This window comes from Clostridium sp. CM028 (assembly GCF_030585565.1).
Taxonomy (GTDB): Bacteria; Bacillota; Clostridia; order Clostridiales; family Clostridiaceae; genus Clostridium_AD; species Clostridium_AD estertheticum_B.
In genome coordinates this window covers 1,415,294-1,439,275 of record NZ_CP077766.1, presented here as the reverse complement: position 1 = coordinate 1,439,275, position 23,982 = coordinate 1,415,294, and the positions used below count along the sequence as shown (strand labels likewise).

Below are 23,982 nucleotides of genomic sequence, written 5' to 3'. Positions count from 1 at the left end.
TTATGGTATAATTAAAAGATTATAAAACTTAAGAACTAGGGAGAAAATATGTTGAAAGAAGATATGATATTACAAATATTTAATGAAGGAACCAGTGGTAAAAATCATGCCAGTGGGCAAAGGGTCCTTAATAATGATTTGGTTTCTTCTATAAATATTACAAATGAAGATAAATTAATATGTATAGATGGCAATGTGATTTCAGAGAAACTTTTTAATGAATATCACACGAAAATTGAGATGGATGCAGTTCGGAGAAGTATTTTTACTACATTCTGTAGCTGTTCTAATTTTGAAAGCAATGAGTTTAAAAAAGAAAATTATTGTTGCAAACATTTAGTAGCAACATTTTATAAAGCATTAGAGGATTTATCAAGTCACCCACTTTTAAGGGAAGATGATGTTATGAATCCAAGTATATTTAAAAATAGTAGCAATGTACTATCTATGCTTTTGGGCGATGAAAGACATAAAGAAGAAATTAAAATAGAGGTGTACATAAATAAAAATCAGTGGACTAGCGACCTTACAGCTGAGTTTAAAATAGGGTTAAGTTCTATGAGTGCAAGTAATCTTTATGTTTTAAAGGATATCAATCACTTTTTATTAGGGTATTATAATAATATTCCTATAAACTATAGCAAAAATTTCACTTTTAATATGGAAAATCAAAAAATGTCTACAAAGGATAAAAGAATTATTGATTTTATTGAAATGTTAAAGACAATCGAGGGAACTCGGAGGCACGTTAACAGACGTGAAGACCGGTATGTAGATGGAAAAAACATAAATATTCCTAAATATCTAACCAGGGAATTTTTCGAAATTATAATTAAGCATAGAGTCTATTTAAATGATGGCTTTTTTTATAGACCTGTGGATACAGAAATTTTATATGAGGCTCCACCCCTAGATTTTGATTTGAAAATAATAAAGGATAATTATGTGCTCAAATCTTCAAGTGGAATGCCAGCATCTTTAGGATCTAAGAATGATGTTTTTTTGTATGGTACCAATATATATCTTCCAGATTATGAGTTTTGTTATAAGATAAGTCCGTACCTTCAAGTTTTTAATGAGGCAAAGGTCGTAACTATGACAAACCTCGAGGAGGAAAACATATTAAGGCGGCTAATTCCAGATCTTAATTTATTGTCACCGAATGTTGTCTTATCTAAGACTATAAAAGATAAAATAGTAATGTGTAAAAGTCAGTTTAATTTCTACTTTAATCAGGAGGGGAAAGATATTACTCTAACATTAAAGGTGAAGTATGGAAATTTTGAGTTTAATATCTTTGAGGATTGCGCAGAAAAAATAATATATAGGGATTCTAAAGAGGAAGCCCAAGTTACTTCGGGTTTAAAAGTCTTAGGTTTTCAGGAAATAAAAAATAAGTTTTATTTTTCAAAGGGAGAGGACTATATATTCAAATTTTTTAAAAGTGATATTGCGAGACTTCAAGAAATAGGGGAAGTATATTACTCCGAAAACTTTAAAGGTATAAAATCATTAGGTGCTAAGGGCATTAGTGGAGATATTAAAAGCGGAAAGTATAATTATTTTGAAATGGATTTCAAAATAGGGGATATTGAGCCACGAGAAACTACAAATATACTAAGAGCTTTTAGAAATAATCTTAAGTATTATAAGCTGAAAAATGGTGAGTACCTTGATTTGGAGGAATTAGAGCTTAATAAATTCTTAAAGCTTTTAGATGTGATTACATCATCTGATAGTTACAATAATCATATTGAAATATCTAATAGTAAAGGCATTTTCCTAGATGGTTATTTAAAGGAAAATAACATTAGATATATAAAAGGAAAAAAAGAATTAAAAGAAGTAAGAGATAAGATTAAGGACATTGAGAAATTGAATTTTAAAGAGCCAGTTGATTTCAAGGGGAAATTAAGAGAGTATCAAAAGATCGGATATAATTGGTTTAAAACCTTAGATTATTTAGGGTTTGGTGGAATTTTAGGAGACGAAATGGGTCTTGGTAAAACCATTCAAGCTATTACTTTTATATTAGCGAGTAAGGGAAGTAAGACTTTAATTGTAGCGCCTACATCCCTAATATATAACTGGATAAGTGAACTTGAAAAGTTTGCACCTAGGTTAAAGGTTGCTGCGGTTAATGGGTTAAAGGATGCGAGAGAAGAAATAATAAATAGTATAGAAAATTATGATGTGATTATAACTACCTATAATCTATTAAAGAGGGACTTGGAAAGCTACAAACCATTAGAGTTTGATTGTTGCATACTTGATGAAGCTCAGAACATTAAAAATCCAAACTCTCAAAATGCAATAGCTGTAAAGGAGATAGGGGCGAAGACAAGATTCGCACTATCAGGCACGCCGATAGAAAATTCTCTTATGGATTTATGGTCTATATTTGATTTCATAATGCCAGGATACCTATATGATCAAAAGAGATTTAGTGTGAGATATCATAAAAAGCTTAAGGAAAGTCCGGAGGTGTTAGAAGATTTAAATAGGCTTATAAAACCTTTTATTTTAAGGCGTCGAAAAAAAGATGTTTTAAAGGAATTACCTGATAAAATAGAAAAAACGCTTTTGGTAAATTTAGAGCAGGAACAAAAGAAGGTTTATAAAACCTATGCAAACCATGCAATGGAACTTATTGAAAAGAAGGTAAAAAATGATGAGTTTAAAAATAGTAAAATAGAGATACTTTCGTATATTACAAAGTTAAGACAAATATGTTTAGATCCCACAGTACTCATGAATGATTATAGTGGTGGTAGCGCAAAAATAGAAGCTTTAGTGGAACAACTTCATAAGAGTATAGATGAGGGACATAGAGTAATTGTTTTCTCCCAATTTACTTCTGTTCTTAAGAATATACAAAAAAGACTTATAGTGGAGGCAATATCTTTTAGTTACTTAGATGGAGCGGTGCCTTCAGAGAAGAGAATGAATTTGGTAAAAGATTTCAATGATGGCGAAAACTCTGTGTTTTTAATAAGCTTAAAGGCTGGAGGCACAGGACTAAATTTAACTTCAGCAGATGTAGTAATTCACTTTGATCCTTGGTGGAATCCAGCAGTAGAAGAGCAGGCCACAGACAGAGCCCATAGAATAGGGCAAAAGAATGTGGTGAGTGTTATAAAAATTATAGCTAAGGGCACCATTGAGGAAAAAATTCTGTCACTTCAAGAAGAGAAGAAAAAGCTTATATCAGAGCTTATGGGGGATGAACTATCCGGCGGCAAAGGATTTGCAGCAATGAGCGAGGAAGATATATTTGGATTATTTGAAATGAAGGAATAAAACTTTCATGGAAATCCTTTTTATTGTAAAGTTGAGTAATAATACTATTTTAAAAATTATGAGGTATTTTATGAAAAATAAGATTAAGGACATTTTGCTTATTATCAAGTATATACTATTTACCGGAATTTTTTTAATAACTGCACTTTATAACGCTCAAAATCAATTGTTAATTATTACTTTAACTTTTTTATTTTTAACATCTTACACAATTAGAGTATTTTTCATATATGATAGTGAAAATCATAAAAATCTAAGTTGTTTTTCTTTAGCAATAGATTATATATTCATATTTATACTTAATATATATGATAGCTCTCATCTATCTTTATGCTTATATTATTTTATGTTGGAAGATATTGTTCTAAATTTCAAAGTAGCAGTTGGTATAGTTGTTTCAATTTTTTCCTTTGTACTTTACTGCGTAACTTTAAGTATTATGGTGAATTTTGAATTTACAAGAATCATCGTGAAAATACTTTTAAGTCTATCAGTTTTTTCTATGATTTATTTAATGTTTTTCCTTGTGAGATATTTATTAAAGCAAGCAGAAATAATTGAAGTCTCTTTAAATAAAATAACTATGGAGAAATTAGAAAAAGAATACATATATATGAATTTAAAGGATGCATATGAAAAGTTAGAGATGATGACTGTTATTAAAGAAAGAAATAAGATCGCACGGGAAATTCATGATACAGTGGGACATACATTAACAACTGTACTAGTCGAAATAGAGGCTAGCAAAAGACTGATGAAGGTGAATTCGAATTTATCACTAGAAAAACTTTGCCTAGCACAAAGTCAAGTGAGAAAGGGTCTTAATGATATTCGTGCCTCTGTGCGGGTGCTTGAAAAAGGTGACGAATTACTGGAGTTTTATCCTTCTTTAGATACGATAATAAAGGATACCCAGCTACATTCAGGAGTGGTAATTAAAACTGAAATAGACTCTTCATTAAATTTAACTAAAGAAGCGAAAAATGTAATTTTATCTTCTCTACTAGAGGGGCTGACAAATGGGATTCGTCATGGTAAAAGTACTGCTTTTTTGTTTAAACTTATAAAAAAAGAAGATAAAGTACGTTTTTCTCTTGAAGATAATGGCGAAGGTGCAGGTATATTAAACTACGGATTCGGGCTTCGGGCTATGAGAGATAGAGTTTATGACTTAGAAGGAAACTTTGACATTAACTCTGATGTGCAAGAGGGATTAGAACTTCTCATTACGCTTCCTTATTCTAAAGCCTGCGTGCAATAACTTTTAGGAAAATATAATAATATTGAATGCTTTATTTTCGAGGGAGGCTTTTATGGACAAGATAAGGGTGTTAATTGCAGATGATCAAACCCTTATGAGGGATGGACTTAAGACAATACTTGAACTAGAGGAAAATATAGAAGTAGTGGCCCTTGCAAAGGATGGGGTGGAGGCATTAGAATTATGCTCTGAAACTAAACCTCAGGTGGTGCTAATGGATATAAGAATGCCAAATATGGATGGAGTACAATGCACCAAATTAATAAAGGAAAAATTCCCTAATATAGTGATACTCATTCTTACCACCTTTGATGATGAAGAATTCATAGTTAAAGCTTTAAGCAATGGTGCCTCTGGTTATATTTTGAAGGACATAGAGGGGGATGGACTTATAAAATCAGTGAAGGATGCTTACAAGGGTGCTTTTATATTGCCTTCTAAAATTGCTATAGTGCTTGCTGGTAAAATAGTCAAACAGTACAGTAATGACAATCAAAAAAATAATGAAAATAGTGAAGCTAAATTATTAAATTCTTTTGGGCTTTCAGAAAAAGAAACTGAAATTGCAAAAATGCTAGCTCAGGGTTTTACCAATAAGCAAATTGCATCTTCACTATACATATCTGGTGGAACAGTAAAAAACTATGTAAGTAATCTGTATAGTAAAATAGGCATTTCTGATAGAACATCAGCGGCAATATATATTAAGGATTTACTTATGGAATAGATATACATTAAAAAAGTAACCCTGGTCACTTTATTTTGTGACCAGGGTTACTTTTTTATTACTCCTAAAATTGGTAGTATTTTATTAAAGAAATTATAAATTTTAGTTTTGAAAGGAGTTAGTAAAATGAAACCTTTATCAGCTTTAAGTTATTGCAAAAATAACAAGAAAAAACTTATTACTTCTACCATATCAATATTAGTGGCTGTTTCATTTTTATATATTTTTCAGACATTTGTAAAATCTATAGGGGACTCACTGCAAGATCTAAAAGTAAACCCATATAAAAATCATATGACGGTGCAAAGTATTGGAAAAAACAAACCAATACCAAAAAGTATCATGAGTATCCTTAAAGACAACTCTAATGTAGAAAACATAATTTCATTTGTTTCATATGAAACAGTCTATACTATACCTGGAGCTAGCACTAGTGCTTTTATTTTAGGTATAAGACCTGAAAATATAGAGTATGTTATGAAAAAAAACAACATTACATTAAAGGAGGGAAGGCTACCACTAGAAAATCATAAAGAAGTGGCACTAGATTATAGAGTATCAAAAAATAAAAATGTTGTGATTGGAGATAAAATTGGAAATTCTATTGAAACAAATGATGCCTTAAATGGTGAGTATACAGTGGTAGGAATAGTTAAAGGCGACGGGTTTTTATCATTTATGCCTTATAACACTGATGTAGCAACAACAAATACCAATGATGCAATTACAGCGGAAAAATCCATATTAGTTTTTCCAAAGAATAACAAAATAAAAGAGGTGGATAAACTACTACTAAGTTTCCCTAAAAAAGGGGTAGCAGTGATGACTTTAAGTGGAATGATTAAACTTTATAATAAAGGAGCATCTATAATGCGTACATTAGATATGATTTGTATACTTGCGATTATTGTAATGGTTATTTCCACTGGAAGCTCTAAATATGTAGAGTTTTTTAGTAGAAAACAGGAACTTGGTATTTTAAACGCCATGGGGTATACCAAGGTGGAATTAATGAAGAAAGTATTTTGGGAAGTGTTTATTGTAAATCTACTAGGATTTACTCTAGGGATAATAGTTGGATGGTTGTCTTCTGTATTAATTAATAATGGAGCATTTGGAGCCGTTGGTGGGGTTTCAGTACACTATTCTTCAAAAGCATTTTTAATGGCGCTTTATATACCACTATTTACAACGCTATTTACATTAATACCAGTAAATAGAATGATAAGTAAGCTAGATCCTATAGTTATGATTGAAGGAATATAAAAAGGAGTGAATTATTATGTTATTTAAAGTGGAAAATCTAAATTTAATATATGATATTGGAAAAGAGGTTCAGACATATGCTTTAAGAAATATTAATCTTTCATTGGAAGGAAATAGATTAATAGGCATAATGGGACCATCTGGTAGTGGTAAAAGTTCATTGCTATATTCCTTAGCAGGACTAAAAATCCCATCATCGGGAACCATAAGTTACAATAATGTGAAATTTAATGAATTATCTATTTCTAAAAGTACAGGGCTTAGGCGTAAAGATTTTGGGTTCATTTTTCAAAGACATTTTCTTATAGATTATATGACAATAGTAGATAACGTATTAACACCAATAAATGACAATAGTACTCCTGCAAAAGAAAAGGCGTTGGGTTTATTAAAAAAGCTTGGCATTGGGCATTTGGCCAATAAAAGGCCTCATCAATTATCCGGTGGGCAAAGACAAAAGGCTGCAATTGCTAGAGCACTTATAAATGACCCTAAAGTAATTTTTGGTGATGAGATTACTGCATCCTTAGACCATGCCAGTGCAATGGAAGTAATGAAGATATTGGACGAATATAAAAATAATGCCTTAGTTATAGTTGTAACACATGATGCTTCCATACTTGAAAATGCAGACGATATAATTAATATATGGGATGGCGCTGTTACCTCAATTAAAAAAAGAGGAATGGAGGGATATAATGAATCCGCTATCACCCTTTAAGTATATTAAAAATAATACTTCTAAAATATTGCCAATACTAATGTCTATAATGGTAGGTGTCTTACTAATTTATTTTTATTCACTAATAAATAAAAGTGCTACTGAGCTAACAAAGATAACAGCTACCAATATTTTCAGTAAATACACAACAGTAGCTAGCAATAGCGAAGAGCCTATTTCCAAAGATTACTTAGACAAAATAACTAATGATAATAATGTAGATTATATTGTACCATTAATTGGTGAGTATGGTTTTCTTCAATATAGTGGATTTTTGGGTGGAATGTCTATTGATGTGATAAATTTTTATGAAAAAGATATATCAAGGATTATTACTACCCTTGATATGAAACTAATTCAAGGTAGACTTCCACGGCCCAATAAGAATGAAATCATTATCCCTAAAAAATATGCTCTGCAAAACGAATTAAAAACAGGAGATTATATTGGCTCAGAGGTATCCGATAGCTACGGAATAGAAGGTAAATTTAAAGTGTCAGGAATTACAGATGGTCCAGTAATGCTTGCAGTAGTCAGCGATAATAAGGATAATGTTCCGAGAAGTGCAGTAATGAAGAACTCTATAGTGTTTCATGTTAAAAATATAAAAGATAAAAATTTAATTAACTATTTATCTAAAGACACACCTAAAAATATTTTGATTAGGGATTATTACAGTGTTTCAAAGCAATATGATGAAATTCTTAAACCAATGAATAGTTTATCATTTATGCTTAATATGATAATAATAGTAGTGCTATTTATATCACTTGGAAATTTGAATTACATTAATTTCCTTAATAGAAAATACGAATTTGGAGTATTATTAGCTATAGGTTATAAAAAAAGTACACTTTATTTTAAACTTTGGAAGGAAAATTTTACGGTATGTTTACTGGGATATATATGTGGAATACTATTAACTACGTTTATAACTTTTATTTTGAATTTAACTGTACTTTATCCAACTGGTAAATTTATTCCTTTATGGAGTATTTCTGGTGCAAAGGTAGCGCTGTTTATACCAATAATTGTATCGTTTTTAAGTTTAATTGCACCTATTAAGGAACTTCGAAAAACCGACCCAATTGATGTAATTGGAGGTTAAGGTATATTAAAGTAAATAATTATGTATGACAAAATTACGAATAATGTAATTAACTAATGCTCACAATAAACAGAGGTGAGATTATGGCTTTAAATAATGATGTAAAAGAAATGAACAAATTTTTAAAGGGCATACACATGGGAGGTACTACTTTTAAGGATTATCTCCGTAAAGCTAAAGGGCAAGAGCTCAAAAATGAACTAGTTCAAATTATAGAATCATTTAAAAGACATGAAGAGGCAATTACCAATAGGATAGAAAAGTTAGGTGGTAATGCTGCCGATACTCTTGGGGTAATGGGCACTATGGCGGATTTTTTTGAGAAAATTAAACTTATACCCGTAAACACTGATTTGGAAGTGTGTGAGCATGCAATAGATGCTATGGAAATGGGAATAAAGCAAGGCAAAAAGTTTATAGAGCAGAATAAGGATTTGGATGCTAGTCTAATGAGCGAAGTAAAAGCTGTTGTAGCCGATTATGACAATCATTTAAGAAAAATACAAGAAGCAATGAGAATATGTAAATAGTAAAGTGCTCTCACATATAAGGTGGGAGCATTTTATTATTAAGCGACATTACAACAGCGAAGGAGATGATTTAATACCTATGTACATATTTTTTAATACGGTATAATGGCATTTATACCATTCATTTTCAGGTTCCAGTTCATATGCTTTTGCTGCATATTTTAAGGCTATTATTCGATTTTCCATAGCCATACATACTTTTGATTTTCCAAAATATGCAACACTTCTAGTGATATCAACTTCAATGGCTTTATTATATATTACAAGAGCCTCTTTACCCTTATGTAGAGAGAGTAGTGCACTTCCTTTACCACATAGTGCATCATAAAAATCAGGACTTAGTTTTAGGGATTCATCAAAACATTCTAAAGCTTTTTCAAAATCGTTAATAATAGCTAAAAATTCTGCTTTTTTTAAATATATGTTTGTATTTTGTTTATCGGCCTCAAGAAGTTTTTCACAATAGTAAATACATTTATCAAAGTCACCAGTTAAATCGTTTATATCAATTAACTTCCAGTAGCCTTTTGGGTCACCAGGGACTAACTGTAAATATTTATTTATGCATTTTTCAGCTTCGTAAGCTTCGTACATTTCAATATAAGCTTGAGCTTTGACAAAATAAGCCTGCGCATATTCATTGTTGAGGAAAATGGCTTTATTAAAATTTTTGAATGCTTTTTCAATTTTCCCATCATTGAAAAGCCCCTTGCCTCTTTCTATATATTCTTTAATTAGGGTTTCATCATCGCTTAAATGGATACTAGTTTTCATTAACATGCTCCTTTCAATTGCAATCACACATTAAAATTATTGACATAAAAGAAAACGGTATACATGTGACTGGAATGAAATAAATGTTTTTATCTTAAATGATAATATTTACAAACATAAAAGGGTATAGTATTCTGTAAATAAAGGTACTATTGAAAAAATACAAGAAGTATTAGAATGGAGGATTTTTTATGATAATAGACTGGCTTAAAGGCTTTGATCCCGTAGTTCAGGCTCTTTTTGCAACATTATTTACTTGGGGTGTAACTGCTTTAGGAGCGTCTTTAGTATTTTTCTTTAAAAATATAAGCAGAAAGGTGCTAAATGGTATGCTTGGGTTTGCAGCAGGAGTTATGATTGCTGCCAGCTTTTGGTCATTGCTAGCTCCTGCTATAGAGATGGCAGAACTAACAAGTACACCATCGTGGATTCCTGCGGCAGTAGGGTTCCTCGCAGGTGGGGGTTTCCTTTTGGCAGTGGATAAAATTTTACCACATCTACATCTTAATCAACCAATAGAACAGGCGGAAGGGATTAAAACTAGTTGGCAAAGAAGTATTTTATTGGTACTTGCAATAACGCTACATAACATACCAGAAGGACTTGCGGTTGGGGTTGCATTTGGAGCAGTAGCAGCTAACATTCCTTCAGCTTCATTAGCAGGAGCTGTTGCACTGGCAGTTGGTATTGGTATTCAAAACTTTCCAGAAGGGGCTGCCGTTTCTATACCATTAAGACGAGAGGGTTTCTCTAGGTTTAAAAGCTTTATGTACGGTCAGGCGTCAGGGATAGTTGAACCTATAGCAGGAGTGATAGGTGCATTTGCAGTAATAGCTATGAAACCTATTCTTCCCTATGCACTATCCTTTGCAGCAGGTGCTATGATTTTCGTAGTTGTTGAAGAACTAATACCTGAATCACAACAGGATTCAAAAACAGATATTTCAACTATAGGTGCTATGGTAGGGTTTGTAATTATGATGATATTGGATGTAGCTTTGGGATAATGTAAAAATATGATAAAAATATGCTGATATATAAATATCATTTAAATAAAGGCGGCGCTATGGAAAAGTTTAGTGGTAATCTAAATTCTCTAAAAAAACTAGGTGTTATTTTTAGTATATCAATTTTAAATGTCAGAAATAAACGAATTTATAGATAAGATTAAGATTAAATTAGGAGTTATTAATTTTGTTCATTTTGTAATTACTAATTACGACATAATACCCATATTTCATCTTGTTATATTTTTATCACATGTGATATACTGATTTTGTTAAGTAATGTAACATGCTAATTAAAAAATAAGGGGGAGATTCGTATGAAAATTAAAGCAATAATACTATCACTAGCTGTAGGTGCTACTTTATTAGTAGGATGTGGCGCTAAAGAAGAAGCAAAAAAAGAACCAACATCAACTGAGGTAGCAACAAAAGAACCAGCAAAAACTGATGTAGTAACAACAGCTTCAATAGTAGATACTCAGGCAGCATTTGAAAATGCAATAAGCAGTAAAGGTACATGGATTATTGCAACGCTTAAGGATTTAACTGTTGATAAAGAGCTTGTAGTTGAAGGTGATTTTAAAAACACTAAAGATCCAGCAGTTGCACAACGTAAAATAGGTTTATACACACAAGATGATAAACATGTAGTAACAGCTAGATTCACTTTAACTGCTCCAAAATTAACTTTTAGTAGTCCTGCAGGAAGCATAGAACATGGAACTTTCAAAGGTGACCTTTATGTAACAGCAAGCAACTTTCAGTTAAAAGATGCTACAGTAGACGGAAATGTATATTTTACTACAGATGAAGCTAAATCTACATTTAAAATGGATGATAAAAGTAAAGTAACTGGAGTTCAAGAATTGAAAAAATAAAGTATAAAGTATAATTTGTACTTTTAAAAGTACTCAAATTGAAGGCAGATATCCATTAGTAAAACTAATGGGCATCTGCTTTTTTTTAACACAATCTACACTTTATTGCAGAATATTTATAAAACTCTTCTTATTATAATTAATGTCTGCTATAATTAATTGGTTTGTATAAAAAGTTAACAAAAATATGTTTAAATAGAAAGGTAAATAAAAATGATAAAGTTTAAAGAGCTAGGACTTAGCGACGATATACTAAATACGATTAAAATTCAAGGAATTACTGAGCCAACGCCTATACAAGAGCAAAGTATTAGGCTAATAAAAGACGGTAAGGATGTTATAGCAGAGGCACAAACAGGCACCGGAAAAACACTTGCGTTTCTACTGCCAATGTTTGATAATATGTCAAATGATATAAATACGATTCAAGGATTAATAGTGACTCCTACAAGAGAACTTGCAATACAGATAACTAGTGAAGCTAAAAAGCTTGCAGAAGGTAAAAATTTAAATATTTTGGCAGCATATGGTGGCAAGGACATAGGTGCACAGCTGAAAAAATTAAAAGGAAATATTCATTTAGTAATAGCAACACCAGGAAGATTACTAGACCATCTTAGTCGAGGTACGGTAAGGCTTGATAACCTTAAAACCATAGTATTAGATGAGGCGGATCAAATGCTTCTTATGGGATTTAAAAATGATGTGGAATCTATCTTAGAAAAAACACCCAAAAACAGGCAGACGCTATGTTTTTCAGCAACTATGAGCTCTGATGTGAAAAAAATGGCATATAAGTATATGAATGATCCTAAAGAAGTAATTATTAAAAAAGAAGAGACAACACTTAAAACTATAAAACAATTTTTAATAGAAACTACGGATAGACGCAAACAAGAAGATTTATGTAAAGTAATGGACGAAGATAATCCGTTTATGGCCATCATTTTTTGTAGAACTAAAAGAAGAGTTGATGATCTTGAGATGGCTCTTTATAAAAAAGGTTATAATTGTAAAAAACTACATTCTGATGTAACTCAATCAAAAAGAGAAAAAATAATGAAAGAGTTTAAGAAGTGTGATATTCAGTATTTAATTGCCACAGATGTAGCAGCAAGAGGCCTTGATATAAATGGAGTTAGTCATGTTTATAACTACGATATGCCTGAAAGTGCAGAAGGATATATCCACCGCATTGGAAGAACAGGAAGAGCTGGCGAAGAAGGATATACATATTTATTTTCAGCTCCAAAGGATAAAGTTCTTTTAGATGCTATAGAAAAGAAAATAAAAGGTAAAATTCCTAGAAAAATTTTGTAGTGAATTTAAACGATAAAATACTTAAAGCTAATTTAAATTAACTTTAAGTATTTTTATTTATATTAAGTTATAATTTTTAGTTTTACTATACGATTTTTACTGGTGTTTTGTATAATAAATTTTGTGTCATTATAATTTATTGTCTCGCCTGTCTTTGGAAGTCGTCCTAGTATGCCGGTAACGAAACCGCCTATGGAATCAAAATCCTCTGATTCTATATTGAGGCCTATCATTTCATTAACCATGCTTATTTTTGTGTCACCATCAACAATATATTCATCTTCTTTGATAACTTCGATTTTATCTGTATCATCGTCGTATTCATCATCTATATCTCCCACAATTTCTTCTACTAAATCTTCGATTGTAACAATTCCAGAAGTTCCACCGTATTCATCTAATAAAATGGCTATAGGAACTCGTTTTGCACGCATATCTGCAAATAAATCTACGGTGCTTTTGTACTCATACGTAAAGTAAGGGACACGCATATGTTTCTCTATGCTGAATTCTTCTCTTCCATCTTCGAAGAAAATTAAATCTTTAATGTATAAAACGCCAATAATATTATCAACAGTCTCTTCATATATAGGCAATCTAGAAAATTGCTCTTCCCTGAAGATTTTTATGAGCTCTTCATAAGTAGAGGTTACATTTGCTACAATCATATCAGTTCTTGGAGTCATGACATCTTTTGCTTGCGAATCTCCAAATTCAAATACATTATAAATCATTTGCTTTTCTTCGCCTTCTAAAACACCTTCCTCATGACTTACACTAACCATTGTTTTTAACTCTTCTTCAGTAATAAAAGGTTTTACCTTAGTGACTTCCCCACCAAGTACTTTTATTATTGTATTTGTTATATAAATTAATACTGTAATAAGGGGATTTAAAATGAAGGTAATTAGACTTAATGGCCGAGCAACTTTTAAAGCAATTTTTTCGGAATTTTGTGCAGCTAATGATTTTGGTGTTATTTCCGCAAAAATCAATACAAGAATTGTCATAATAGCGGTCGCAATAGCTACCCCAGAGGCTTTATAATAGTGAATGGCTAGGGAAGTTGCTAGTGCAGAAGCACCTATATTGGAAATGTTATTCCCTACTAAAATAACGCCTAAAAGTTTACTTGGATTTTCAAGTAATTTACTAATTCGCTCAGCACCACAAACTTTTGAATCTACCATATGCCTTAGCCTTATTTTGCTTAAAGTCATCAAAGCAGTTTCAGAAGCAGAGAAAAAGGCTGAAAACAGTAATAAAATTACTAAAGATATAATTTGCCACGTACCATCGGGGTCCATAATATATTTCACGCTCCTTAAGATATAACCTAAGGAAATTATATCATAAGATAAGAAATATTTAAATGGAATTATCATTAATGTTTTAAATGATTACACAAATATGTAAATGTTATACATAAATTGATTTGTTTGAGTACATATCTTCATTTGCAATGTACCAGCTACTATCCAGTAACTGTTTTCTTGAGATAATTTTTTAAAATACAAAATACATGGAATAATGAGTAGTATTTTGTTGATATTTATCATATATATGACATTTAATATGTTATTATATACTATAAGAGTATATTTTAAGATTTTACTATAAATACAATTAATAAAGGAGATAATTCATGGAAGAAATTAAGTCACACAAAATAAAAATATTTATGTTACTATCAATAACTTTAATTATGTTTATTACAATAATAAAAGGAAGTAGTGGAATTAGCCATACAAAAAAGAATATACCCTTGGCAGCAAAGGGGGTGTTAGACTTAAGAAATTGGGATTTTAAAAAGGATGGTATGATAAAACTTAATGGAGAATGGGAGTTTTATGACAATGAGTTACACATGCCTCAGGATTTCCAAAGTATTCCTGAAGACGCTATTAGGTATGAGAAGTTACCAGGTACATTTGGACAAGAAGGCTATTGTACGTACAGATTAAAGCTACTTATAGACAATAAGAAGGAACTTTATTCAGTGAAAATAAATTTTATCCAAAATGCATATGAACTTTGGGCTAACAATAAACTAATAACATCGGCTGGACGGGTGGGCAAATCTAAAAACGAAATGATTCCAGAAAATGAGCCAGCTAGCGGCTCATTCTATGTAGAAAATGATGAAACCTATTTAGTCCTTCGGGTTAGTAATTTTTATAATAAATATGGATATGTAGATACATTAGTACTTGGGGAGTCAAAGGAAATTACAGCTATAAGAGAGCAGAAGCTAGCATTGAGCTTGTTTATTATTGGATGCACCATCATGGCAGCTATATATAGTTTTGGACTATTTATTAATAGAAGAAAAGAAAAGGCTCAATTATATTTTTCAATCATTTGTTTAATCATTGCGATTAGAACACTATTTATTGGCCAAGGGTTCTTTTTTTCACTATTCCCTCACCTTAATTATATTTTCTCTACAAAAATGAAAATATGGACCTTTTATGCATACATTCCCTTTATTATCTTGTTTATAGATAAATCTTATGAAAAAATAATGTCACGTAAAGTAGTTAAAGTATCCAATTATTTAGGAGTGGTATATACTTTAAGTGTGATTTTTACTCCGGTTAAATATTATTTATACTTTATAGCACCTTTTGAATTATCTGCACTTGCATTGCTATTTTATATGATGTGTAAGATTTGTAAAATATGCATAAATAACAAACAAACTGATCATATAGTTGTTGTTGGACTGTTTGCTTTATTTATTACAAGAATCAATGATATCTTGTATGAATACAGTATAATAATTACGGACTCATTTGCATCTCAAGGCATATTAATATTTATTGTTGTAAATTACTATGTTTTAGCAAAGAGGCAAGCCAATGAACTTTCTAACATAGAAAGTAGTAGTGCTAAACTTAAATCTTTAAATGAATTAAAAGACGATTTTCTAGCGGTAACTTCACATGAACTAAAAACTCCATTGAACGGAATTGTTGGATTAACTGAAGGAATAGTAAATAATAAATATGCTGATTTAGATGTTGAGCTCAGAGAGGACCTATTTTTGGTGAATTCTAGTGCTAAAAGATTATCTAACTTGGTTAACGATATGATGATATTTTCTAAGCTTAAAAATAATCAAATTGTGTTACGTACGAAATTTGTTAATATAAGCAATGTGGTAGAAATGGTAATAAAATTTAGTGAAATATCTATAAATAATAAAAACGTTACTTTTAAAAATTTAATAGATAAAGACACACCTTATGTATTTGGGGATGAAGATAGGATACAGCAAATTTTATATAATTTACTTAGTAATGCTATAAAATTCACACATGAGGGGGAGATAATATTATCCTATATCGTAAAAAATTCTTTTGTTGAGATTTGTGTTACAGACACAGGAATAGGAATTCCAGAGCAGAAGCTTCATAAAATTTTCAGTAGATATGAGCAGGTGGATGGAATTGCAGAAAAGTATGGCGGCACTGGAGTAGGGCTTTATGTAACCAAAGAACTTATTCAAATACAGGGTGGGACTATAAAGGTTTCTTCTGTTATAGGAGAAGGCAGTAAATTTATTTTTACTCTCCCATTATGCACTGAGGAAGAGCTCAAGAGCAATCTTCATGAAAATCTTTATAATAAAGAAAATGAAGAGACAGCAGAACTATTAGCGCAGTATTCAAATAATCTAGAACTAAAACCTGATATAGTAAGTGTATCTATAGATAATGTTAGAAAAATTATTAATGAAAATATAAATTCAAGTAAGAAAGATAGGTATAAAGTTTTAATAGTTGATGATGAGTATGTGAATCTTAAAGTATTAAAAAATTATCTATCAAATGACACTTTTGAAGTTTTAGAAGCATCCAGTGGTAAGGAAGCATTGAGAATAATCGACGAAAATGTAGATTTAGATTTAGTAATTCTCGATATGATGATGCCAGATATTTCAGGTAATGAAGTATGTGCGATTATTAGGGAAGAACAATCGATTTTTGAACTACCTGTGCTAATTATGACTGCAGATAGCAATGTAGAGCACTTAGTTATATCCTTTGAGTGTGGTGCAAATGATTATTTAAGCAAACCTTTTAATATGCATGAGTTACTCTGTAGAATAAACACTTTGATAACATTAAAGGATTCAGTTAAAAAAGCCTTAGCATTAGTAAATGAGCTTGGAGTAGCTAAAAACCAAGTTGAAGCCCTTAGCGTGCAAAATGCCGAAGCTAGTAGACAAGTTGAAGAACTTATAGCATATGACAAAGTGAAAACGGATTTTTTAACTAATATGTCACATGAACTTAGAACTCCTCTAAATGTAATTTGTAGCACAATACAGTTATTAAAGTCTCTTGATGGAGCAAAAAACTTAGGGGATGAAAAGATTAAATATTATATTAATATAATGAATCAGAATTCTCTAAGGTTACTTAGACTTATAAATAATATAATAGACACAAATAAAATAGAGGCAGATTACATAAGTCTTAACTTGAAAAATGGTGACATAGTTTATGTTGTAGAGGAAATATCGCAATCTGTAGCTGAGTATATAAAAAGTCATGAAATAACACTCATATTTGATACTGATGTAGAAGAAAAAATAATTGCATTTGATGAAGAAAAAATTGAAAGAATTATGTTGAATTTACTATCCAATGCAGTTAAATTTACAGATAAAAAGGGAAGTATTCTAGTTAATATTTATGATAAAGGTGGTTTTATTGAAATATCTGTAAAGGATACAGGAATAGGAATTCCAAAAGGCAAGTTAGAGTTTGTTTTTGAGCGTTTTGCGCAAATCGATAAATCTACATCAAGGCATAATGAAGGTAGTGGAATAGGACTAGCATTAGTAAAGTCTCTTGTAGAAATGCATGAGGGGAACATTAGTGTAAATAGTGAAGGGGGAAAAGGAAGCGAATTTATTATAAATCTCCCAGTTAGAACAGTTGACAGGGAAGAGGAAGAAAACAATCTTAATAATAAAGAGGTATTTGAAACAAACTATGAACAAAATCTATCAATAGAATTCTCTGATATATATAAATAGTTAAATCATTACCTGCGTATCTGTTTCAGGTTGATAATATAATAATATTATATTATTCGGTAATACTATAAATATAATGTTATTATATTTATAAGAAATGTAGTTAATAGAATTATAAAAAAATACGTATTTATGTTATAATTAATTAGTATCTATATGGTAACTAAAGTTCATAAAAGTATCTACTTGCAAAAAATGAGTAAACGGTCTAAAATAATAGAAGAATATAAAAATATGATGATATTTATGGTATATCCTAAGGGGAAAGGTTGAGATGATGATTTTTAAAAGACTTATGATTGAAGATAAGAATGTATTTGAAAAATTTATATATCCATATAAATTTTTAAGTTGTGAATATTCTTTTACAACTTTATATATATGGAGAGAAGCTTGTGATGTTTGTTTTACTATTTATAAAGGTGCTCTAATAATAAAAAAGAAGGATTTCGAAGGAAGATATTATTTTATGCAACCTTTGGGATATAGTAAAGAAAATCTTAAAGAAATAATAGATGCATTAAAAGAATACAAAACAGAAAACAATATGGAATACTTATTTAAAGATCTTGATGAGGGTGTTATGGAGGAGATAAGGGATATATATGATGATGCTCATGGTATCTGTATCAAGGAAGATAGAGATAACTTTGATTATTTATATGAAGCAGAAAAGCTTATAAAGCTTTCGGGTAAGAAGCTTCATGGGAAAAAAAATCATTATAATTCCTTTATAAAGAAGTATAACTATGAAGTTAAAGACATTAAAGGGGAAGAAGTAGTAAATGACGTAATAGTAGCTGCAGAAAAATGGTATGCAGGTAATAATGATGATGATGTACTTTATTACGAATTACAGGGGATAAAAGACATCGTAAAAGATATGGGAATTTTTAATAATAAAGGGATAGCTGTTTATGTAGATGAAAAGATTGTAGCGTTTAGTTTGGGAGAAAAATTAAATGATGATTTGGCAGTGATTCATATAGAAAAGGCAGATACAAAGTATAGCGGAGTCTATAGCTTTATTAACAAAACGTTTGTTGATACGAGTTTTAGTGATGTTAAGATAATCAATAGGGAACAGGACCTAGGAATCGTAGGCCTTAGAAAATCTAAATTATCCTATCATCCTTTTAAATTAGAAAAAAAATATATTTTTAATTTTGGTAATGCTTAAGGATATTTCAGCATCGCGGGTGATGGTTTAATAGAGTAGAATAGACTAGCGTACAGCTAGTCTATTTTTAAAGAGTACATATAATCAATTCCAAATTAAAGCTGAGGAAAGGTGATAGAGTGAAAAATCTTTTGGTTGGAAAAAAAATAAAACTTACGTCTATAAACGAAGAAGATATTTTGGAACTTAAAAAGTGGCATAATGATGTGTCCTTCATGCGTAATTATGATGTAGTAAGCGCAATTCCTAAAAACATGGAAGAGGTAAAGGAGATAATAAGAGAGGCAAAAGAATGTAATAGAGCTTATATTTTTGCTGTTAAAGACAGTGAACAGGAAGAAATTATTGGTATTACAGGATTTGAAAATATATCTTGGAATAATGGAACTGCATTAATATATATAGGAATAGGGGAAGAAAAATATAGGGGACAAGGGCACGGAAAAGAAGCTCTTAAATTAACTATAGAGTTTGGATTTGAGGAACTAAATTTTCATAGAATATATCTTACTGTGCTTGAATACAATGAACCTGCAATAAAGCTATATGAGAAATTAGGGTTTAAAAGAGAAGGGGTCTATAGGGAATTTATTCACAGAGATGGTAGACGGTATGATATGTATTTGTATGGAATACTGAGACCTGAGTGGGAAGAGGCCTCAAAGGGAAAGTAAATATAATATATAAATAGGGGTGTCTCAAAATGATTGAAAAATCATTTCAAGAGGCACCTCCTTTTCATTACTATTTTTAGAACTAATTTTGATATTTCAGCCCTAAGTTTTAAGATGCGTTTTTTTTATACTGGAGAAAAGAACAGGTTTATATAGGCATAGTTCAGCTGGGATGTGTATATAATACTGTATAAGCGAAAGTGACAAGTTGCAAATTAAGGTGATTTTGCATTAGGGCAAAATAAAATAAGTATTGTCTTTAATGGTCTTTCTGCATCAGCAGATAAGCTTCATTCATTTGTCACTTTTAAATTGTCACTGAATAATGGGGAGTGTGGTAAATTGAACATTTTGAAGGTTGGGGATAAAACTAAAATAGGTGCTGCTATTCTAAGTATTATTATAGCACTTGGGGTTGGTGGTCTCAGTGGATTTTTAAGCATGGATAATATGAAAGATTATGAGGGATTTGCAAAACCGGTGTTTTCACCGCCAGGGTGGGTGTTTCCAATTGTATGGACAATTCTATATATACTAATGGGACTTGCAGCATATAGGGTATGGGAACAAGGGAAACAAGGTCAAGATGTTAAAAAAGCTCTGGTTTTATATGCACTGCAATTATTTCTGAATTTTTTATGGCCTATAATATTTTTCGAATTCAGATTATATGGACTTGCTTTTGTGGAGTTGTTGGTGCTATTAATTTTTATTTTGCTTACAACTTTTGAATTTTTTAGAATTGACAGGACAGCAGGATATCTAATGCTACCTTATATCGTATGGGTTTCTTTTGCAGGTATTCTTAATTTTGCAATTTGGTCTTTAAATAGCTAAAAATCAATGTGACAATGATAATGATTGAGTAGCTAAAGCTATAAACAAATTTATAACTTAATAATTTAAATTAATACTTTTTAGCATTGAAATTAAAATATTGATGCTAAGAAGCTTTTTTTATACTTAAAACTTGAACATTTATTTCAATAGAGTTTATAATAAGGGAAGTGTATTAAGCGTATTAAGTGTATTAATATTTGGGAGTGATAATTTGAAGAGAAGCGAAAAAATATATGAGTATATTGCTGAAAAAACAGAAAAATTTAATCGTGAAAACTTAGAGGAAAAAATCGGTTTTAGCACAGCTGAAATATCTCAGAGTTTAGATATTTTAAGAAATAACGTAAGTATGGAATTAAATGAATTGCTTAGACAGGATAGAATAATAAAAATAAAATCTAGACCTGTGTTATACGTTGATAATGCTTGTTTAGAAAGGATTTTGAATAAAAAATTGCCAGCTGGGCCAATAGAAGTAAAAAAATTAAATGAGTTATTATTGGGAAAAAATGAAAATAGTCAGGAAGAATGTCCTTTTGATAAACTTATTGGAGCACAAACTAGTCTTAAAAATCAAATTGAACAGGCAAAAGCTGCAATACTTTATCCTCCAAATGGTTTGCACACATTAATTGTTGGTCAAACAGGAGTTGGTAAAACCTTGTTTGCAAATATGATGTACAAACAAGCAAAGTATTCGAAAAAATTGGATGAAAAATCACCATTTATAGTATTTAATTGTGCTGATTATTATAACAATCCTCAACTTTTAACCTCACATCTGTTTGGACATATTAAAGGAGCATACACCGGTGCTGATAGCGAAAAGGCTGGAATTGTTGAAAAAGCAGATAGCGGTATATTATTTCTAGATGAAATACACAGATTACCACCAGAAGGACAGGAAATGTTGTTTTATTTTATGGATACAGGTATGTTTAATAGATTAGGTGAGACAGAGAGAAACAGAAAATCCTGCGTTTTAATAATTGGAGCCACTACGGAGGATCCCAATTCATCACTACTAAAGACATTTGTAAGAAGAATACCAATAATTATAACTATTCCTAGCTTTGATAAAAGGACAGCCAGTGATAAAGTTGATTTTATCAAATTTTTATTAGCCAATGAGGCACATAGAGTAAGCAAAGTAATAAAAATTGAAGATAAAGCAGTTAAGGCAATTATTGGAAGTACGTCTAATGGGAATATTGGTAAGATGAAATCAAATATTCAACTTATTTGCGCTAAGGGTTTTTTAAATAGTATCAATAATAAGGATTTTATAGAAATAGATTTTAATTCGTTGCCTTCAGATATTAAAAGCGGATTATTTTATCTAAGTGGCAAACGTAAAGAAATGGAAGAAATATCTGGCTATTTAGATTCGCAACTAATAGTTACTCCAGAAGGTCACAGTGTATTAATTGAAAAAGATCCTTATGATCCACCTTTTAATTTATACAAGATAATAGAAGATAAGGCAGCCTTTTTGAAAAAAGGAGGTGCAGATGAGGAGTATATAAACAATTTTATTACAACTGATATTAATGTGCATATTAAATCCTTTTATAACAAGGTTAAAAATGATGAGGATGGTAGAAGTAAAATATTAAAAATAGTAGATGAAGATATTCTTGAATTTTCAGAAGAAATAATGGACATGATTGAAAAAAAGCTTGATAAAACACTAACGGATAGATTTTTATATGCATTAAGTCTACATTTAAGTTCATTTTTAAACAGATTAAGTAATCATCAAAATCTTAAGTATAAAAATATAGAAGGTATAATAGATGATAAACGCACAGAATTCAATATTGCAGTAGACGTAAAGGGAATGGTTGAAAAAAAATATAATGTGGTTGTCCCAAAGATTGAAGTTATATATCTTACATTGTTAATCAGTTCTATTATGGAGGAACAAACAAATCAGCATGTGGCAATAATTGTAGCGGCACATGGAAGCAGCACAGCAAGTAGTATGGTTAATGTGGCAAAGCAGCTTCTAGGGGAGGGTGTAATCGAAGCAATAGATATGCCATTAGAAGTTAGTCCTACTCAAACTTTAGATGAAATTATTGAAAAGGTTAGGGAAATAGACATGGGTAAGGGGGTTCTATTACTTGTGGATATGGGTTCACTTGTTAACTTTGAGTCTATAATAATGGAAAAAACAGATATAAAGGTTAAGACACTAGATATGGTTACCACCTCATTAGTATTAGAAGCCATAAGGAAAGCAACTATTTTAGATATGAATTTAAATACCTTATATAATTCTCTAAAGCAATTTAGAGGGTCTTCAAAGATTGAGGAAGAAGAGAAAGTGATTAATGAAGATGATGCAAATAAGAAAAGGGCAATAATAACAATATGCTCCACAGGTGAGGGGACTGCAGTAAAGCTAAAAGGACTTGTGGAGAACATTGTTAGAAGTACAGATGAAAAAGAAATTGAAATTTTACCAATAAGCATAAAAGACATAAAAAGGAAAATGATAAAAATAAAAAATAACTATAGTATTATAGCCTCTGTAGGTATTTTAAATCCTAAAATTGAAGCTCCGTTTATCTCCCTCGAAGAGTTGATTAGTGGTTATGGTGAAAATATTTTAATAAGTATAATACAGAGAAAAGACTTTAAAATTGAAAAAGGCCATGAAAATACAGTAGTTAAGGATTTATGTAAAGACAGCTTAAATCAATTTTTAACTTATTTAAATCCTTCTAAAATAATAAGTGTATTGTATCAATTTGTAAGTCTTTTAGAAGAAAACACAAAAATAAGCTTTAACAATGCAACCAAAATAAGAATAATGGTGCATGTAGGTTGTGCACTAGAAAGAATGATAATAAAGGATGGGTTAAAGTACAAGAGGGAAAAAGCTAAGATAAATTCACACTTGGTAGAGATTATTACAGGGGCAAATAAAGTATTTAAAGATGCAATAAACATAAGTTTAACTCAAGATGAAATATTATTTATAGCAGAAATGATAGAATAGGAGAAAATATACTGATACACTTCTCTTTTGATACACTTTTTATCAGCCGAAAATTAAAATTAGTATTGAAACTATAGAAGAAGTGTATCAAAATAAAAAAATAAAAAATATTAAAATAAAAAATGGCTATTTTAAAAGATTTAACGACATTTGAGAATGAAAGTCTCCCACTTCTATAAGTGGGAGTATAAGTCTCCTTCTGAAGTCGTAAATGCATCTCCTGCGAAGATGTTGCAGCTCCGCAGGAGATGATTTAACACAAACATAAAAAACAATACACTATTTTGGCGCGACAATTGCTATATATAATAGTGTGACAACTTAGGTGAAAGTGCTGAT

The 23,982-nt window shown here is 30.6% G+C and carries 17 protein-coding genes; 15 read left to right on the top strand and 2 right to left on the bottom strand.

Annotated features, from left to right (window positions below; genetic code table 11):
* Positions 1-48: 48 nt before the first annotated feature.
* From KTC94_RS06780 to KTC94_RS06750, 7 genes are all read left to right on the top strand, one after another.
* Positions 49-3,300 (top strand): DEAD/DEAH box helicase, encoded by a 3,252-nt coding sequence (locus KTC94_RS06780; RefSeq protein ID WP_220319984.1) that lies wholly within the window; start codon positions 49-51, stop codon positions 3,298-3,300.
* Positions 3,301-3,370: 70 nt separating this feature from the next.
* Positions 3,371-4,561, top strand: coding sequence for a sensor histidine kinase (locus KTC94_RS06775; RefSeq protein ID WP_220319985.1), 1,191 nt, complete (start codon positions 3,371-3,373; stop codon positions 4,559-4,561).
* Between the two features lie 52 nt (positions 4,562-4,613).
* On the top strand, positions 4,614-5,288 hold the full coding sequence (locus KTC94_RS06770; RefSeq protein WP_220319986.1) for a response regulator transcription factor: 675 nt from the start codon (positions 4,614-4,616) through the stop codon (positions 5,286-5,288).
* Positions 5,289-5,414: 126 nt separating this feature from the next.
* Entirely contained in the window at positions 5,415-6,554 is a 1,140-nt protein-coding gene (locus KTC94_RS06765; protein ID WP_220319987.1) for an ABC transporter permease, read from the top strand.
* 16 nt (positions 6,555-6,570) lie between these two features.
* Positions 6,571-7,275, top strand: coding sequence for an ABC transporter ATP-binding protein (locus tag KTC94_RS06760; RefSeq protein WP_220319988.1), 705 nt, complete (start codon positions 6,571-6,573; stop codon positions 7,273-7,275).
* Positions 7,253-8,383: an ABC transporter permease gene (locus KTC94_RS06755; RefSeq protein ID WP_220319989.1), complete on the top strand. Its 1,131-nt coding sequence runs from the start codon at positions 7,253-7,255 to the stop codon at positions 8,381-8,383. The genes KTC94_RS06760 and KTC94_RS06755 overlap by 23 nt, the downstream gene beginning before the upstream one ends.
* Before the next feature lie 83 nt (positions 8,384-8,466).
* Positions 8,467-8,913, top strand: a complete 447-nt coding sequence (locus KTC94_RS06750; protein ID WP_220286508.1) for a DUF2383 domain-containing protein — start codon at positions 8,467-8,469, stop codon at positions 8,911-8,913.
* A 48-nt stretch (positions 8,914-8,961) separates the two neighbouring features.
* Here the strand turns inward: KTC94_RS06750 and KTC94_RS06745 are convergent, their stop codons facing one another.
* Positions 8,962-9,714, bottom strand: coding sequence for a lipopolysaccharide assembly protein LapB (locus KTC94_RS06745; RefSeq protein ID WP_220286507.1), 753 nt, complete (start codon positions 9,712-9,714; stop codon positions 8,962-8,964).
* 164 nt (positions 9,715-9,878) lie between these two features.
* Between KTC94_RS06745 and KTC94_RS06740 the strand changes: the two genes are divergently transcribed.
* From KTC94_RS06740 to KTC94_RS06730, 3 genes are all read left to right on the top strand, one after another.
* Entirely contained in the window at positions 9,879-10,694 is an 816-nt protein-coding gene (locus KTC94_RS06740; protein ID WP_216302929.1) for a ZIP family metal transporter, read from the top strand.
* Between the two features lie 317 nt (positions 10,695-11,011).
* Positions 11,012-11,572, top strand: a complete 561-nt coding sequence (locus KTC94_RS06735) for a hypothetical protein (protein ID WP_216302928.1) — start codon at positions 11,012-11,014, stop codon at positions 11,570-11,572.
* Between the two features lie 213 nt (positions 11,573-11,785).
* Entirely contained in the window at positions 11,786-12,892 is a 1,107-nt protein-coding gene (locus KTC94_RS06730; protein WP_216302927.1) for a DEAD/DEAH box helicase, read from the top strand.
* Between the two features lie 62 nt (positions 12,893-12,954).
* Here the strand turns inward: KTC94_RS06730 and KTC94_RS06725 are convergent, their stop codons facing one another.
* Positions 12,955-14,199: an HlyC/CorC family transporter gene (locus KTC94_RS06725; RefSeq protein WP_165413161.1), complete on the bottom strand. Its 1,245-nt coding sequence runs from the start codon at positions 14,197-14,199 to the stop codon at positions 12,955-12,957.
* A 338-nt stretch (positions 14,200-14,537) separates the two neighbouring features.
* Between KTC94_RS06725 and KTC94_RS06720 the strand changes: the two genes are divergently transcribed.
* The 5 genes from KTC94_RS06720 to KTC94_RS06700 all read left to right on the top strand — a co-directional run bounded on the left by KTC94_RS06720 (position 14,538) and on the right by KTC94_RS06700 (position 23,643).
* On the top strand, positions 14,538-17,942 hold the full coding sequence (locus KTC94_RS06720; protein WP_220286505.1) for an ATP-binding protein: 3,405 nt from the start codon (positions 14,538-14,540) through the stop codon (positions 17,940-17,942).
* Positions 17,943-18,216: 274 nt separating this feature from the next.
* Entirely contained in the window at positions 18,217-19,122 is a 906-nt protein-coding gene (locus KTC94_RS06715) for a DUF2156 domain-containing protein (RefSeq protein ID WP_216302925.1), read from the top strand.
* A gap of 119 nt (positions 19,123-19,241) precedes the next feature.
* Positions 19,242-19,796, top strand: a complete 555-nt coding sequence (locus tag KTC94_RS06710) for a GNAT family N-acetyltransferase (RefSeq protein ID WP_258280746.1) — start codon at positions 19,242-19,244, stop codon at positions 19,794-19,796.
* Positions 19,797-20,138: 342 nt separating this feature from the next.
* Positions 20,139-20,633 carry a TspO/MBR family protein gene (locus tag KTC94_RS06705; RefSeq protein WP_216302924.1) on the top strand — a complete coding sequence of 165 codons (495 nt, stop codon included), beginning with the start codon at positions 20,139-20,141 and terminating at the stop codon, positions 20,631-20,633.
* 214 nt (positions 20,634-20,847) lie between these two features.
* Positions 20,848-23,643 (top strand): sigma-54-dependent transcriptional regulator, encoded by a 2,796-nt coding sequence (locus tag KTC94_RS06700; protein WP_216302923.1) that lies wholly within the window; start codon positions 20,848-20,850, stop codon positions 23,641-23,643.
* Positions 23,644-23,982 lie beyond the last annotated feature (339 nt).

Excerpts from the sequence above, each read along its gene's own strand:
- KTC94_RS06760 (WP_220319988.1), top strand. The coding sequence starts at position 6,571 with ATGTTATTTAAAGTGGAAAATCTAAATTTAATATATGATATTGGAAAA.
- KTC94_RS06765 (WP_220319987.1), top strand. The coding sequence starts at position 5,415 with ATGAAACCTTTATCAGCTTTAAGTTATTGCAAAAATAACAAGAAAAAA.
- KTC94_RS06725 (WP_165413161.1), bottom strand. The coding sequence starts at position 14,199 with ATGGACCCCGATGGTACGTGGCAAATTATATCTTTAGTAATTTTATTA.
- KTC94_RS06750 (WP_220286508.1), top strand. The coding sequence starts at position 8,467 with ATGGCTTTAAATAATGATGTAAAAGAAATGAACAAATTTTTAAAGGGC.
- KTC94_RS06730 (WP_216302927.1), top strand. The coding sequence starts at position 11,786 with ATGATAAAGTTTAAAGAGCTAGGACTTAGCGACGATATACTAAATACG.
- KTC94_RS06740 (WP_216302929.1), top strand. The coding sequence starts at position 9,879 with ATGATAATAGACTGGCTTAAAGGCTTTGATCCCGTAGTTCAGGCTCTT.
- KTC94_RS06755 (WP_220319989.1), top strand. The coding sequence starts at position 7,253 with ATGAATCCGCTATCACCCTTTAAGTATATTAAAAATAATACTTCTAAA.
- KTC94_RS06720 (WP_220286505.1), top strand. The coding sequence starts at position 14,538 with ATGGAAGAAATTAAGTCACACAAAATAAAAATATTTATGTTACTATCA.
- KTC94_RS06770 (WP_220319986.1), top strand. The coding sequence starts at position 4,614 with ATGGACAAGATAAGGGTGTTAATTGCAGATGATCAAACCCTTATGAGG.
- KTC94_RS06775 (WP_220319985.1), top strand. The coding sequence starts at position 3,371 with ATGAAAAATAAGATTAAGGACATTTTGCTTATTATCAAGTATATACTA.
- KTC94_RS06735 (WP_216302928.1), top strand. The coding sequence starts at position 11,012 with ATGAAAATTAAAGCAATAATACTATCACTAGCTGTAGGTGCTACTTTA.
- KTC94_RS06780 (WP_220319984.1), top strand. The coding sequence starts at position 49 with ATGTTGAAAGAAGATATGATATTACAAATATTTAATGAAGGAACCAGT.
- KTC94_RS06715 (WP_216302925.1), top strand. The coding sequence starts at position 18,217 with ATGATGATTTTTAAAAGACTTATGATTGAAGATAAGAATGTATTTGAA.